Consider the following 14,272-nt stretch of genomic DNA (forward strand, 5'->3'; position numbering starts at 1 on the left):
CGTGGCGGGTGGACCCGCCACGGTCTTAGAGCAGAATGGTCGAAAAGCCGGGGATTGCGGCAATCAGCAGCAGGCCGATGACCATGGCCGCAAGATAGGGCCAGATGGCGCCCATGGCTTCATCCGGCGAGACGTTGCCGATCTTGCAGGCGATATAGAAGCCGATGCCGATGGGCGGCGCCATAAGGCCGATATTCATGGCAACCACCACGACCATGGAATAATGGATGTCATTGATGCCAAGCGTGCGGGCGATCGGGAACATGATCGGCGCGAGCAGAACGATCGCCGGCAGTCCTTCCAGGACGCAGCCAAGGATCATGAAGATCAGGATCGACACGACCATATAGGTCATCCAGCCGCCCGGAAGATCGGTAATCATCGCGGTCAGCTGGAAAGCAAAGCCGCTCTGTGTCAGCCCCCAGGCCATGGCCGATGCACAGCCGAGGATCAGCAGGATCGCCCCGGAAAGGGCCGCCGTCTCCACCAGCATGGAATAGAGCTTCTTGAGGCTGATGCCGCCATAAAGCACCGCGCCGATGATCATGGCGTAGAGCACGGCGATAGTGGACACTTCGGTTGCCGTGGCGACACCGCCGCCCACCAGGCTGCGGATGAGGAAGGGCAGAACGAGCGCCGGGGCGGCAATCAGGGCTGCCTTGCCCACCAGCGGCCAGGGGGTGCGCTTTGCACCTTCCATGTTTTCATGCCGCGCCTTCCAGCGGGCCAGAACGGCCAGCACCAGAAGCAGCACCATGGCAATCATGAAACCGGAGGTGAAGAGACCGGCAATCGACACACCGGCCGCCGACCCCAGGACGATCAGCACGATGGAGGGCGGAACCGTATCGGCCATGGCGGCACCGGTGGCCAGAAGCGCGATCATTTCCTTGGGCTTGTGGCCACGGCGCTTCATTTCCGGAAAAAGCGCCGGTGCAACGGTTGCCATATCGGAAACCTTGGAGCCGGAAATGCCGGAGACGAGAAACAGCGAACCGAGCAGCACATAGGACATGCCCGCCCTGATATGGCCGAACATCGAGGACAGAAGCTCGACAATCGCCCTGCCCATGCCGGTGGCATCGAGCACGCAGCCCAGCAGCACGAAGACCGGCACTGACAGCAGAATGATGCCGGACATGCCCTCGTCCATGCGCCCGATCATCACAATGGTCGGGACCCAGGTGGTGAAGGTCAGATAGGCGAGGGTTCCAAGGCCGAAGCAGAAGGCAATCGGCACGCCCAGCACCAGAAATACCGCAACGAACAGGCCGAGGAAGATCGCCAGATTAAAATTGCCGAGGGATTCCAGCATCGGCGATGCCAGATAGAGCAGGCCGGAGGCAACCGCGACGGTTACAAGGGCCGTGATGATATCGCGCAGCTTTTCCCGCCGGAAAAGATTGTTGAGTACCAGAAGCAGCATGAGACAGGCGCCGACCGGCAGCGCCGCAGCGCGAAACGACATCGGAATATTCAGCGCCGCTGACGTGACCACCCATTCCTCGATGGCGTATTCCATGGCGGGCTTGATGATTGCTGCAAGAAATGTCGCCACCAGCACCAGCGCCAGCGAATTGATATAGCCCAGAACACGTTGCGGGAACATGTTGAGAAACAGCGTCAGGCGCAGATGTTCACTGCGATCGATGGAAATCGCCGCGCCCAGCATGGCAAACCACAGGAAGCACAAGGACGCCGTTTCATCGATCCAGACAATCGGCAGATGCAGGGCATAACGTGACGTCACGCCCAGCAGAAGCAGGCCGATCATCACCGCCAGCAGCACGGCCGCCACGGCCTCGATGGGGCGCATGAACCACGAGCCCGTTACCGGTCCGGTGTGCAACAGTTCGCCATCGAGTACAAATACGTCGTCATTCGCGTCTGCGGTCATGGTCATCGGGGCCTCCTCTCCCACAGAACAACCTTCGCAATAAGATGTCAGCAAAACAGGATGTCCATGCCACGACCGCGACATCAGGATAGCTGTTGTTGCCAGACTGGCCAGACCCCTCCAAAAGTCTGAATGTATCGGTATATTGCCTCCACAATATGGACCACTACAAAACCATGTATCCGGGATACACAGGAATATTTGTGAAATCAACAGTAAATAGACGGATTTGTGCAGTTTATTTGCGCATCTACAAGGTCCATATAGTGGATCATACTTTGTGTTGACCTTCATTCGCTGGTAATGACCATGCAGCACGGCACCTCATGCAAAGGCCAGCCAATGCAGATCGTGTCAGCCCGACCGGGGCAGGCCGCCATACATGCGGGGTGCCTGCGTCGCGCCACGGAGAGCCGGAAGACATTTCTGCTTAGCCTTGAACTGGCTGGGATGGGGAAGGGCCTTGACGTGACGACCACTGGTCGAACTGGGAAAAATGACGGTGGTGCGGCTGAGCACTCTCTAACCGGCAATCCGGGCGTTGATTATCTCTTGAAACTCTCCCGTGCGGAGGTTTTGCGGCAAGGGGATATGTTCTCAGCGATGCCGCCGCCCGGCATTCTTCCTGTCAGGCGCGGGGCGATGTTTCGCCCCGCCTTTTCCCGAACAACCGCGGCGGATTCGGAGCGGCTTTATCTGATGCAGCAGGTGAGCCGCTGGTGCATCCGGGCCGCCCGCCATGCTGCTTTCAGACCAGGGCCAGAATCCGGGCCGGACCGCCGGTTCCACCACGATGTGCCGGCGCGCCGACGACGACGGTTGCGCCCTTGACCGGCAAAGCCTCTAGGTTGTTGAGGCCTTCGATACCGTAGCGCCCGGCCGGAAGCCAGGAATTGTGAACGGCGAAATCGGCAGAGTTGCCCGGATCCAGCGAAAGCGTGTCGACGCCGATCGCGACCGTGTCGCGCTTGAGCAGAAGGTCGGTTGCCGACTTGCCGAAACCGGGAAAGGCGAATTTTCCGGCGTCGTCGGTGCGGAATGAAGGGCTCTTCACTCTGGTTGCCCAGCCGGAGCGCAGGGCGACGATCGCGCCTGCCGGGATATCGCCATTTGCAGATATCCAGCGCTCGATGTCTTCAGCCTCGATGGTGGAATTGGCATCCTCTTTTGCGCGGTCGGTGATGTCGATGATGACCAGCGGCGCGACAAGTTTCTGCGGCTCCAGCTGATCGACGCTCGCGCCGTCGGCGCTGAAGTGGAACGGTGCATCGATATGTGTGCCAGTATGTTCGTAGATGGTGAGCTTGTGGAGCTGATAACCGTCCTTGGTGATATCAGCTGCCCATTCGTATTCTATGCCCGGTTTGCCGTCGAAGGTGGGAAATGCGGAATCATAGGTGTGGGTGAGATCGATGACCCGTCCGGGTGTTTGCGCAAGCACCGGAGCCGCGAGGCTGCCTGCCGCCACCGCCGTTACACCGGCCACGGCGCCCTTGAACAGCAGGCGTCGTGACAGCATGTTCTTTTTCACGTTCTCGATCACGCAATGGTTGCACATTCCTCAGTCCCTCCATTGAGAAATCCCTGATCGCAAGCGTAGCGCAAAGATGGGGTGAAGCAAGACAGGACCGTCCCTGATTTTTGACCCGTGTTCAGATGGCGGTTTCGGCAAGCCGCCGCCCATAGGCTGCAATTGCCTTGCCCACCGGCAGGCGGCTTCTCTGATATCGTGAAAGGGCGGTGGGCAGATCGTCCGTTTGCCGCAGGGCGTCGCGCAGCGCCATTGCGTCACCCGCGGCCTTGGAAACGCCCATCGCGGTGTGAGGGCGAACCACAAAGGCGGCATCTCCGACCAGCGCCATGCGCGGCGACACCATCTGTTCAGCCTTATAGTCGAAAATGCCCTGGATCGATGGGTTTTCCTCCGCTTCCACCGCAAGCGCCAATTGTGGCGGCAGAAGGGAGGACGCGTCCCTGCGCAGTTGCTCGCGGCGCTGCTCAGTCAGTTCGCCACGGGGTAGCGAATATTCGAAATGCCTGCCGTCGCGGCCGGTGAAGGTTCGGCCAAGCTCATCAGCTGGTGTAGGACGATACCACACCCAGTTGTAACGGCGCTGTCCCTGTTGTGTCTCACCAAGTGGCCCCGGCACGAGGTAACCCAGAACATGAATTCCGGGTGTGATGTAAAAAGCGAAGCGGTCGAGCAGCAGGGACGCATCGGCCGGTAATCTGGTTTCGGGTATCAGCCCGCGCCAGGCGACATAACCCGCAAAGGCGTTTTCCGAATGGCGATTGACCGCCTTGCGGATTGCCGAACCCAAGCCATCCGCGCCGATCACCAGATCAGCGCGCTCTTCCGTGCCGTCGGCGAAGGACAGCATCACTCCATCAGGGCCTTCCCTAACCGCGTCGACATGGTGTCCCAGACGATAGGTATCGGCGAGGAGGCGGGAGGACACGCGCTCAAAGAGATAGTCCCATGAAATCTGCATCTGCGGCGTCTTCTGGCGCTGGGCCACGCGGCCGCCAGCATCGAGGTAGATGCGCTCCTTCGCAACCACACCGACATGGGTGACGTCTTCGCAGCCGATCTGGTCCAGAACCTCGAACAGGTCCTGCTGCGGCACCAGTCCTGCACCACGCCCGCCGAGGCCGGACGAGGAGCGCTCGTAGACTTTCACATCGTGCCCGTCCTGCTGCAGCAATATCGCCGTGAAAAGACCGGCAAGCGAGCCGCCGGCGATGCAGATTGTCAATGGTTTCATGGCCGTTCCTGTCTTTCGATATTGGTTTTGCGGCGTCGCGCCTTGTCTCAGTGAGAAAAGACCGGCGGATCGGACATGCCGAAACGCCGGTCAATGGGCGGACAGGATGTTCAGCCCGGCATGATCGCCGGCTGGTTTGCGGGAAATTTTGCCACATCCTCGATGCTGAAGTTGAGGTGCTGGGCCACCAGCGCCGGTGGGGTATGCGTCAGCCAGGAGGACAGGCTGACCTCCTGGTATTCGGCGGTCTTGAAGACCGCGACGAATTGCAGGTCGGTCTTCCCGGTATTTTCGATGATGTGGCCCTGGCTTCTTTTCACGTAACCGATATCGCCGGCGCGGAAATCGGCGGTCTGGCTGCGCGGCCCCGCGTCGAACACGGTCATTCGGCCTTCACCCTTGATCCAGTATTGCCATTCGTCCGCATTGGGATGCCAGTGCATTTCGCGCACACCGCCGGGCTTGATCGTTTCGATGGCGGCGGCGATAGTTTTGGACACGGTAAAGGCGCTGCTATCCGCAAGGCGAATGACCCCGGCAGCATTTTCCTTCAGTGGTTTTGATGCAGCGAGTTTGTAGGTGAACGGGAATGGGGGAAGTCCCGCGCTGGCAACGGCTTCCTGATCCCTGGAGAGCGGTCCCGGCTCCTTGCCCTGGAAAATCCAGAGGTTCTGCAGCGGAATGTTCCGGAACACGTCCTGCGCGACGCCGAAATTCTTGGCCAGCAGTTCGGGTGAGGTATGCGCCAGCCAGTCCGTCAGAAGCAGGGTGCCATATTCGGACTGGTCGCCTTCGTCGAACACGATGACGAATTCGCACCCTTCAGGGCCAAGTCCCTGCAGCGAATGGGGGTAGCCGGCCGGAAAATACCAGAGATCACCGGCCTCGACATCCTGCACATAGGCGCGGCCCTGCGTATCGAGCACCGTGATGCGGCAACGGCCATTGGTCATGATCGCCCATTCTGCGGCACGGTGCCAGTGCATCTCACGAACGCCGCCCGGTCCGAGCCGCATGTTGACGCCGGACACGGCATCCGAAATCGCGAAGTCCGATTTGGTCACCTGACGTGCCCATCCGCCGTTCTGGATACGCTTGGCGGCGTTGTTGAACGAGCCCCAGAAGAGCTGCATGTCGCCCACATCGGTCGCCGGCGGGCTCTGGAAGGATGGAAACTGATCGTTGATCGCAGGGTTCTTCGGGCCGGGATCGCTGAGACCCGCGGCATTGGCGTTGATTGCTCCCTCGGCGGGCTGGTCGGGATTGCCGAAAGAGGCTGCCCCGGCCGTGCTGGCGGCAAGGGCGGTGCCGCCGACGGCGCCGATTGCGAGGACTGCGCGTCTGGTCAATGTTTCCATTTCAGAACTCCTTGTTCATGGCGAGTTGGGACGAGGTGTCGATGGAGCGGGTCTGTGATGCGAGCTGGAGCACGGCGATGCGGTCGATCAGCTCGGCATTGAAGAGGCGGTGCTGCAGCTGGCAGAAGGCCTTGGGATCGAGCGCGTCGTGCCGGTCCGTTTTCTGGGCGGCGCGGGTGGCGACGCAGGATGTCTTGTCCAGTGCCGGAACAGCCTGTGCGCCTTTGGACGTTTCACTGAGCGTCGGCGCGGGAGCGGAAAGTCCGCCCAGCCTGTCGATCGCCTGTGGTGTGAGGGTGCGGAAGGCGCTGGCTGATGCGACGTCTTCGGAGGCCGCAAGCGCCGGTTCGCCATTCCTGATCAGGAAAGCATTGCCACCGAGCACGGCAACCGTACCCAGTGCCAACACCGCTGCGACTTTGAGACGACGGGGTCTCTGCTCGTCCGCATTCTTGCTGATGGAGGTCATGCCCTGCTCCTAAAAAGGGTGATGGTGTCGTCAGGAACGTTCGGAGGGGAAGCGCTTGACTGGAGCAAAGGCTACGGCGGAGAAGCGGAGCCGGCATCTATACAGAGGTCTAGTTCGTATAGCGGAAGGTGTTGGCGGCGGGATAAGCGCCCAGAGGCATCCGCTCAATGGCAATGCCTGCCCGGACGCCAGGCGTCGGAGCATGAAATAGCGACGGATTTCACTTGGAAGAGATGCAAGCAGAGCGATGGAAGGCTTGTCTGCGAGCGGATATAGGCTGGCTCGCCCGCTCGGTGGCGAAGCGTCAACCGTCAGGACGGCCGGGCGAGAACGGATTCCAGGCATCCGATCAGACTGACGATATTGACCGGCTTGCCGAGAAAGGCCAAAGCGCCGCCGTTCAAGGCCGCATTCCGGGTGCGCTCATCCTGATAGGAGGTGACGAAGATCATCGGCGGGTGGTTGCCGCGCCTGTTCAGCTCGCTCTGCAACTCGATGCCGGAAAGACCGGGCATTTTGACATCCACGACGATGCAGTCGATGTCCGCCTGCTGCTTCGATTCCAGGAATTGTTCGGCAGAAACAAACAGGCGGCATTCGTAACCGAAGGACATGATGAGATCATCCATGGCTTCGCGAATGGCGGGATCGTCGTCGACGACGGCAATGACGGGAACGGGGGGCAATGAAAGCGACCTTTTCTGTTTTTCTTTCTTTCTCTATGCGCCCATGCCGCTCTCAAAGATACCATACTAAGATACAGGTGGCCTGAGCTTCTCGCCGATCAGCTCCGCTTTCCGCACGAGGTCGGCAACCGATCTCGCTTCCATTTTGCGCATGACATTGCCCCGGTGCAGTTTCACGGTGACTTCGCTGATGCCGAGCTCGTAGGCGATCTGCTTGTTCATCAGGCCGCGGACAACGGCGCCCATGACCTCGCGTTCCCTTGGCGTCAGCTGTTCGGCAAGTGAGGTGACGGCCTCGTTCTGGGCGCTTTCGCGTCGTCTCGACGCATCCCGCTCCATCGCGGCCGCGACGGCGTCCAGAATGTCCTGTTCCTTGAAGGGCTTGGTCAGAAAATCGACAGCGCCGGCCTTCATCGCCCGCACGCTCATCGGGATATCGCCGAAGCCGGTCATGAAAATGATCGGCATCCGGTTGCCGACGCGTTCCAGCTGCATCTGGAAATCAAGACCGCTTATGCCCGGAAGCCGCACATCAAGCAGCAGGCAGCCGGGCCGGTTCAGATTGGCTTTTTCAAGAAAGGCGGCGGCGCTGTCGAAAGCTTCGGCATCGAACTTCATGGAGCGGAAAAGATCGGTGAGCGCCTCGCGCATCGACACATCGTCGTCGACGATGAACACGATGGGTGACGGCGGCTCCTTTGTCGTCTTGCGTGGCTCAGGCATGTTCCATCTCCTGGCTGATCGGCATGGAAATGGTAAAGACCGCCCCGCCGAGAGGATGATTGTCGCCGGTAAGCCTGCCGCCCCGTGCTTCCAGTGTCGTGCGGCAGATGGAAAGCCCCATGCCCATTCCCGTCTCCTTGGTCGTGAAAAACGGCGAAAACAGCTTTTCCTTCATCTGCACCGGGAAACCCGGCCCATTGTCGTGAACCGCAATATGAATATTGTCCCCGTCTTCGCGTTCCTTCCGCACCGTGATGGTGCGATTGCCGGTGCCCGCCTCGTCCATGGCCTGAATGGCATTGGTGAGAAGGTTGATCAGGACCTGCTGCAATTCGATCCTGACGGCTGTTATCGGTGGTGTGGCCGTTTTTTCCACGTGCACCGTGGTTCCGCTGCGTTCCAGCTCATGTTCGAGAAGACTTAGCGTTTCATCGATGAACTCATCGAGGTCGAAGGTTTCCATCTTGCCGCTCGTATGGGCGAGCAGGCTGCGCGTGTTCTGGATGATTTCACTGGCGCGCTGCCCGTCGCGGATCATGCGTTCGGCCGAGCGGCGGGCGGCGGCAATATCCGGCGGATCGCGATCGAGCCACCGCAGCAATGTCTGCGCATTGACGATGATGGCGCCAAGCGGCTGGTTCAGTTCGTGGGAGAGCGATGCGGACATGGCTCCGACGGCTGCCGCCTTCGAGGCTTTTGTCAGCTCCGCCTGTGCCTCGGCCAGCGCCTTCAGCGCCATTTCGCGCTGGGTGATATCCACCATGCTGACCACCACACGGTTGAAGGAGGCCGCCTCCGCGGGGAAACTGATTGAAAGAAGCACCAGCTTGTCTTCGCCGGTGTCGGTGCGCACCACCACCTTGTCTTCGAAGACACGCCGATTGTCGATGATCGCCTGCAGGACATCGACGAACTTGCCGGACGAAGAAACGACCGACTGCTGGAGGGTGCCGCGGATAGAGGAATCGTAACCCAGCATTTCCTTTCCGGCTTCATTTGACGCAACAACCGTGATGAGATCGATGCATTGCTGCGTAAAACCCGGGTTAGCGCGCGCATGGGCCCGTATGTCGGTGATACCCCGCTGCTTGAGGCCCATCAGCAGGGCGTGAAGCTTCGAATAGTCGCGTTCCCAGAGTGCGACGCGCGTGCGGTCGAAAATGGAGCGATAACGCTCCTCGCTTTCCTTCAGCGCCGCATTGACGGATAGCATTGCCAGCCGGGCGGTCTCCGTTTTCAAAAGCAGCATGGTCGTGACGGCAAGTGCCGCAAGGGCGACGACCAACCGAAGGGCCGACTGGAAATCCGCATCCTGCGCGTGGGTCGTTGCATAGGACAGGAGGGAAAGAATTGCACAGGCACAGGAGATCGCGATCAGTCCCGACCAGCTTACAGTCTGCGCGGCCAAAAGGACCGTGATGACATAGAGCACCGCGATCGCGCCTTCTATGTCGGTATAGGTATCGACGTAAAATACCGCGGCCGCCAGTGCCAGCGCCCCAAGGCCAAAGGCCAGATGGTGGGCTCGGCCTTCCGGCTCGCGCGCGCGAAACATCCTTGACGCAATCGACATTGTTCCCCCGATGCGATTTTTGCCGACAATACGGTTTTTTCAGCACAACCTGACCTATACATAGGTCTTGGTTGCCACCGTCGTCGAAACATCAGGATAGCGGTAAAACGGCACGGCGCTATATCGAAAAATCCGCATATATGGCCGGTCATCCACAGGCCATGCCTGATGGCCCGAGGTGAGGTCCAACCCAAACGGTGGGGAGAAGAGCGCGCAACGACCGCTGCGTTGCGCGCCGGGCCTTCGGTCGTCAGGCGGCTGCCGGGCTCACCGTGATCGGGACACCCTTGTAGGAAGGCGTTCCGGAAAGGCGGTCATAATGGCCGAGCGCCACCACCGCATTCATTTCCGGATAATAGCCTGCGGCCGACCCCTTCGGGATATTGTATTCGACGGCGGTGAAACCCTGAACGAGGTGTCGGTCTTTATTTTCTGGGCCGATGCCGTGAATATCGATGCGATCACCATCCTTCAGGCCGCGCTCCGCAAGGTCGTGCCGGTTCATGAAGATGATGTCCCTTCGGCCGAAGACGCCGCGATAACGGTCATCCATGCCATAGATCGTCGTATTGTACTGATCGTGGCTGCGGATCGTGGTCAGCACGAGGGCTTCCGGATTGGAGATGAGCGGATCTTCTTCAAGCCCCGTGGCGACAAGGAAATTGGCCTTGCCACTTTGCGTGTTCCAGCGGCGGAACGAGGCCGCGACATCAAGGCGAAAGCCGCCTTTTATCCGAACCCGGCTGTTGAAATCCCTGAAATCGGGAAAGACCTCTTCGATCTTGTCGCGGACGCGGTCGTAATCGGCAATCAGCCAATCCCAGTCTATTCCATGGCGGCTGCCGATTGTCGCCCTGGCGATGCCCGCGATGATGGCCGGCTCCGACCTGACCAGCTCCCCGGGCGGGTTCAGGAAACCGCGAGAGGCATGCACCATCGACATCGAATCCTCGACTGTCACGGCCTGCGGGCCCGAGGACTGGGTATCCAGATCGGTGCGTCCAAGGCAGGGCAGGATCAGCGATATCTTCGCTGTCAGAAGGTGCGAGCGGTTGAGTTTTGTTGCGATGTGAACGGCAAGATCGAGGTTGCGCATGCCCTTGAAGGTCGCGCCGGTATCCGACATGGCGACGGCGAGGTTTCCGCCAAGACAGATCAGTGCCCGGGACTCGCCGGCGATGATCGCCTCGACGGCCTCTATGGCATTGTGGCCTTTTTCCGCAGGGGGACGAAAACCGAATGCGCGCTCCATGCCGTCCAGCAGCGCCTTGTTCGGGATTTCGGTGATGCCGACGGTGCGGTCGCCCTGTACGTTGGAGTGGCCGCGAATGGGCGCTATTCCCGCACCTGGGCGGCCCATATTACCGCGCAGCAGCAGGAGATTTGCGATCTGCTGCACGTTGCCCGTGCCCTTGGCGTGCTGCGTGATGCCCATGCCGTAACAGATGATGACATTGGAGGCGTTCACATAAATCCGGGCAGCGCTTTCAAGCGCCTCCTTCGTCAGCCCGCTGACGGAGCAGATGGTGTCCCAGGAGGTAGCGTCGATGTCGGCGCGCAGTGCGTCGAGACCGTCGGTGTGTTCTTCGATGAAGGTTCGGTCGAGCACACCGGCACCACCCGCCTTCTGGTTTTCCGCATCCAGTTCGAACACCGCTTTCATGATGCCCTTGAGGGCTGCGAGATCGCCGCCGGTGCGCAGTTGATGGTAGGCGGAGGCGATGGGCGTCGAAGAGAGCGTCGCCATTTCTATCGGGTCCTGTGGCGCGGCGAAGCGTTCCAGCGCCCGTTCCTTCAGCGGATTGAAGACCACGATCGGCACGCCGCGTTTTGCGGCATTATGCAGCGTCGTCATCATGCGCGGATGGTTGGTGCCGGGATTGTGGCCGAAGCTGAAGATCGCATCGGCATGATCGAAATCCTCCAGCGTCACCGTGCCTTTGCCGACGCCGATGGATTTCGGAAGGCCGACGCTGGTGGCCTCGTGGCACATGTTGGAACAATCAGGGAAATTGTTCGTCCCATAGGCGCGCACGAAAAGCTGATAGAGAAAGGCGGCCTCGTTGGACGCCCGGCCGGATGTATAAAATTCCGCCTTGTCGGGGTCGTCGAGCTTGTTGAGTTCCTGCGCGATCAGATTGAAGGCGTCGTCCCATGCGATTGGCTCATAGCGATCGCTTTCGGCATTGTAATGCAGGGGAAGGGTCAGCCGGCCGGCATCCTCCAGCTTGTGATCCGTCCATTGCCACAGTTCGGAAACCGTATGCTGGGCGAAAAATTCGGGTCCGGATCGTTTCGCCGTCGATTCCCAGGTGATGGCCTTGGCGCCGTTTTCGCAGAACTCAAAGGATGAGGTGTGTTTGGGGTCGGGCCAGGCGCAGCCGGGACAGTCGAAACCTTCGGGCTGATTGGCCTTGAGCAGCGTCATCGTGCCCTGCGCGACGATCTGCTGGTGCGCGAGCGTTTTCGCAACGGCTTTCAATGCATCCCAGCCGCCGGCTGGGTGATCGTATTTTTCAATACCTTCGGGCCGTTCTTCCGCCATGTTGGAATTCCTTCGATTTTGCAGATTGACGATTGTCGTGCCCGCTGAGGCTAACGCAACGGCGAAAGAGTAAACATAATACTCAGGCATAGGTTGCCTGCAGGTCCGAGGCCGAAACGAAAAAAAGGCCGCCTCCTGCGGCGGGGGCGGCCTTGGCGGATCGGGAGGAGATCCGCAGCTCCGGGGGAGGGGGACACCGGAGACGATGGCTTCTGCGAGCCAATCGCCCTGGGGCGGGGCGACAGGTGAAAACTATCCCGGGTTCGAAATTGCCGAAACTACACTTAGGTATCGGGTGGACTGGACCAGCAGCCGATTTCTCCCGAGCCATCCTTCTTTCTATCCTCGGTGCCGATCAGACAGCCGCAACAGGGGCGCTCAACAACGGGCGGTCGATTGCAAAAGGAGAACGATCATGGACACGACCACAGCCGCCAAAAACCGCAAGCTTCCACTCGCAACGCCGACCGACCTTGGCGCTGAAGCGAGCCGCGACATCGCCGCTGCGCTGACCGCGCTGCTGGCGGATGTCTTCACGCTCTACATCAAGACCAAGAATTTCCACTGGCATGTTTCCGGTCCGCATTTCCGTGATTATCACACGCTGCTGGACGAACAGGGCGCCCAGATCTTTGCGATGACCGACGACATTGCCGAAAGGGCGCGCAAGATCGGCGGCACGACCATCCGCTCCATCGGCCATATCGGCCGCCTCCAGCGTCTCCTTGATAATGACGCCGACTTCGTCACGCCGGAGGATATGCTTGCCGAACTGCGTGAGGACAACAAGCAGCTTACCGCCATCCTGCGGCAAACGCACAGCCTCACCTCCGACCTCAACGACCACGCCACCACCAGCCTGATCGAAAACTGGATCGACGAGACCGAGCGCCGCACCTGGTTCCTGTTTGAAACCACCCGCCGCGCCCGCTGAAACCAGGCAGGAAACCGAAATGACCGACAATCCTATCGAGCTCGCAATTTCCAGACGGCATGTTCTGCTGGCCGGCGCCGCTCTTTCCACCGCGATGGCCATGCCATCAACAGCCTTTTCAAAATCCATCCCATCCCGCAACGAAGGAGCATTTCCAATGACCGGATCATTCGTAAAGACCAAGGACGGCGTCGATATCTATTTCAAGGACTGGGGTCCGAAGGATGCCCAGCCGATCGTCTTCCATCACGGCTGGCCTTTGTCCTCCGACGACTGGGACGCGCAGATGCTGTTCTTCGCCCAGAACGGTTACCGCGTCGTGGCCCATGACCGTCGCGGCCACGGCCGTTCCCAGCAGGTGAGCGACGGCCACGACATGGATCATTATGCCGCCGATGCATCCGCCGTTGCCGAACATCTCGATCTCAGGAATGCGGTTCACATTGGCCACTCGACCGGCGGCGGAGAGGTCGCGCGTTACGTCGCCAAATTCGGCGAACCGCAGGGCCGCGTTGCCAAGGCCGTGCTCGTCTCCGCCGTTCCGCCGCTGATGCTGAAGACGCCTTCCAATCCCGGCGGCCTGCCGATCGAAGTCTTCGACAGCTTCCGCAAGGGCGTGGCCGAAAACCGCGCGCAGTTCTTCCTCGACGTGCCGACCGGTCCGTTCTACGGCTTCAACCGTCCGGATGCCAAAGTCTATCCCGGTGTCATCCAGAACTGGTGGCGTCAGGGCATGATGGGTAGCGCCAAGGCCCATTATGACGGCGTCAAGGCCTTCTCGGAAACCGATCAGACGGAAGACCTGAAGGCGATCACGGTGCCGACGCTCGTTCTCCACGGCGATGACGACCAGGTCGTGCCGATCGCAGATTCTGCCGAATTGTCGGTCAAACTGCTGAAGAATGGTACGCTGAAGGTGTATAAGGGGTATCCGCACGGCATGCTGACCACCCATGCCGATGTCATCAATCCGGATCTGCTGGCCTTTGTGAAGAGCTGATCACCGGAAACGGCCGCCGCCGGAAAAAGCGGATGGCGGCCAATTTCTCGCGCGGAAGGAGATTCCGATGCCGTTCAAACCATCTTATGAAGACCTTGCCCTTCGTGACGGCATCGCAAGCCTGCCCGAGATGGAGGATATTCAGCTGGAGCTTCCTCTGTCCCCGCAGGCCGAGGCGGAAAACCGGATCGACGCGAACCCGGAGCCGTCGAGCGACGAAACGAAATTTCAGGACTGATCGATGCGATCGCCGTCCTCGACGGTAGCTTATTGTATCAGCAACCAGTCTGACTACATCGAGGTACCGTTTTCGGTTTCGGTG

Annotated in this window: 12 protein-coding genes; 3 read left to right on the plus strand and 9 right to left on the minus strand. The window is 60.0% G+C overall.

The features are described from left to right. Positions 1–25: 25 nt before the first annotated feature. The 9 genes from V6S97_RS17575 to V6S97_RS17535 form a co-directional block, all read right to left on the minus strand. Positions 26–1,903 (minus strand): TRAP transporter large permease, encoded by a 1,878-nt coding sequence (locus V6S97_RS17575; RefSeq protein WP_112278178.1) that lies wholly within the window; start codon positions 1,901–1,903, stop codon positions 26–28. A gap of 742 nt (positions 1,904–2,645) precedes the next feature. Next, positions 2,646–3,455, minus strand: a complete 810-nt coding sequence (locus V6S97_RS17570) for a cyclase family protein (RefSeq protein ID WP_003508279.1) — start codon at positions 3,453–3,455, stop codon at positions 2,646–2,648. Positions 3,456–3,549: 94 nt separating this feature from the next. Continuing rightward, entirely contained in the window at positions 3,550–4,662 is a 1,113-nt protein-coding gene (locus tag V6S97_RS17565) for an FAD binding domain-containing protein (protein ID WP_087745440.1), read from the minus strand. Between the two features lie 110 nt (positions 4,663–4,772). Further along, on the minus strand, positions 4,773–6,020 hold the full coding sequence (locus V6S97_RS17560; RefSeq protein ID WP_112278181.1) for an oxalate decarboxylase family bicupin: 1,248 nt from the start codon (positions 6,018–6,020) through the stop codon (positions 4,773–4,775). 1 nt (position 6,021) lies between these two features. After that, positions 6,022–6,489 (minus strand): hypothetical protein, encoded by a 468-nt coding sequence (locus tag V6S97_RS17555; RefSeq protein WP_087745436.1) that lies wholly within the window; start codon positions 6,487–6,489, stop codon positions 6,022–6,024. A 311-nt stretch (positions 6,490–6,800) separates the two neighbouring features. After that, positions 6,801–7,175, minus strand: a complete 375-nt coding sequence (locus V6S97_RS17550) for a response regulator transcription factor (RefSeq protein WP_003508307.1) — start codon at positions 7,173–7,175, stop codon at positions 6,801–6,803. 66 nt (positions 7,176–7,241) lie between these two features. After that, positions 7,242–7,898, minus strand: a complete 657-nt coding sequence (locus tag V6S97_RS17545) for a response regulator transcription factor (protein ID WP_003508308.1) — start codon at positions 7,896–7,898, stop codon at positions 7,242–7,244. Beyond that, positions 7,891–9,471 (minus strand): PAS domain-containing sensor histidine kinase, encoded by a 1,581-nt coding sequence (locus V6S97_RS17540; protein ID WP_111829472.1) that lies wholly within the window; start codon positions 9,469–9,471, stop codon positions 7,891–7,893. The genes V6S97_RS17545 and V6S97_RS17540 overlap by 8 nt, the downstream gene beginning before the upstream one ends. A gap of 250 nt (positions 9,472–9,721) precedes the next feature. Continuing rightward, the gene (locus V6S97_RS17535) at positions 9,722–12,016 is read right to left on the minus strand and encodes an FdhF/YdeP family oxidoreductase (RefSeq protein ID WP_111829471.1); all 2,295 of its coding nucleotides are present in this window, start codon (positions 12,014–12,016) and stop codon (positions 9,722–9,724) included. Positions 12,017–12,431: 415 nt separating this feature from the next. Here V6S97_RS17535 and V6S97_RS17530 point away from each other — a divergent pair, with 415 nt between their 5' ends. The 3 genes from V6S97_RS17530 to V6S97_RS17520 all read left to right on the plus strand — a co-directional run bounded on the left by V6S97_RS17530 (position 12,432) and on the right by V6S97_RS17520 (position 14,188). Next, a complete protein-coding gene (locus tag V6S97_RS17530; RefSeq protein ID WP_060723817.1) occupies positions 12,432–12,950 on the plus strand; it encodes a Dps family protein in 519 nt (172 codons plus the stop codon). Between the two features lie 19 nt (positions 12,951–12,969). Then, entirely contained in the window at positions 12,970–13,950 is a 981-nt protein-coding gene (locus V6S97_RS17525; RefSeq protein WP_060723818.1) for an alpha/beta fold hydrolase, read from the plus strand. Positions 13,951–14,017: 67 nt separating this feature from the next. After that, entirely contained in the window at positions 14,018–14,188 is a 171-nt protein-coding gene (locus tag V6S97_RS17520) for a hypothetical protein (RefSeq protein WP_003508313.1), read from the plus strand. Positions 14,189–14,272 lie beyond the last annotated feature (84 nt).

The organism is Agrobacterium sp. CCNWLW155 (assembly GCF_036888815.1).
Classification (GTDB): Bacteria; Pseudomonadota; Alphaproteobacteria; order Rhizobiales; family Rhizobiaceae; genus Agrobacterium; species Agrobacterium radiobacter.

What these genes read in the sequence shown, in the direction of transcription:
- V6S97_RS17575 (WP_112278178.1), bottom strand. Translation starts at nt 1,903, where the DNA reads ATGACCATGACCGCAGACGCGAATGACGACGTATTTGTACTCGATGGC.
- V6S97_RS17570 (WP_003508279.1), bottom strand. Translation starts at nt 3,455, where the DNA reads ATGTGCAACCATTGCGTGATCGAGAACGTGAAAAAGAACATGCTGTCA.
- V6S97_RS17565 (WP_087745440.1), bottom strand. Translation starts at nt 4,662, where the DNA reads ATGAAACCATTGACAATCTGCATCGCCGGCGGCTCGCTTGCCGGTCTT.
- V6S97_RS17560 (WP_112278181.1), bottom strand. Translation starts at nt 6,020, where the DNA reads ATGGAAACATTGACCAGACGCGCAGTCCTCGCAATCGGCGCCGTCGGC.
- V6S97_RS17555 (WP_087745436.1), bottom strand. Translation starts at nt 6,489, where the DNA reads ATGACCTCCATCAGCAAGAATGCGGACGAGCAGAGACCCCGTCGTCTC.
- V6S97_RS17545 (WP_003508308.1), bottom strand. Translation starts at nt 7,898, where the DNA reads ATGCCTGAGCCACGCAAGACGACAAAGGAGCCGCCGTCACCCATCGTG.
- V6S97_RS17540 (WP_111829472.1), bottom strand. Translation starts at nt 9,471, where the DNA reads ATGTCGATTGCGTCAAGGATGTTTCGCGCGCGCGAGCCGGAAGGCCGA.
- V6S97_RS17535 (WP_111829471.1), bottom strand. Translation starts at nt 12,016, where the DNA reads ATGGCGGAAGAACGGCCCGAAGGTATTGAAAAATACGATCACCCAGCC.
- V6S97_RS17530 (WP_060723817.1), top strand. Translation starts at nt 12,432, where the DNA reads ATGGACACGACCACAGCCGCCAAAAACCGCAAGCTTCCACTCGCAACG.
- V6S97_RS17525 (WP_060723818.1), top strand. Translation starts at nt 12,970, where the DNA reads ATGACCGACAATCCTATCGAGCTCGCAATTTCCAGACGGCATGTTCTG.
- V6S97_RS17520 (WP_003508313.1), top strand. Translation starts at nt 14,018, where the DNA reads ATGCCGTTCAAACCATCTTATGAAGACCTTGCCCTTCGTGACGGCATC.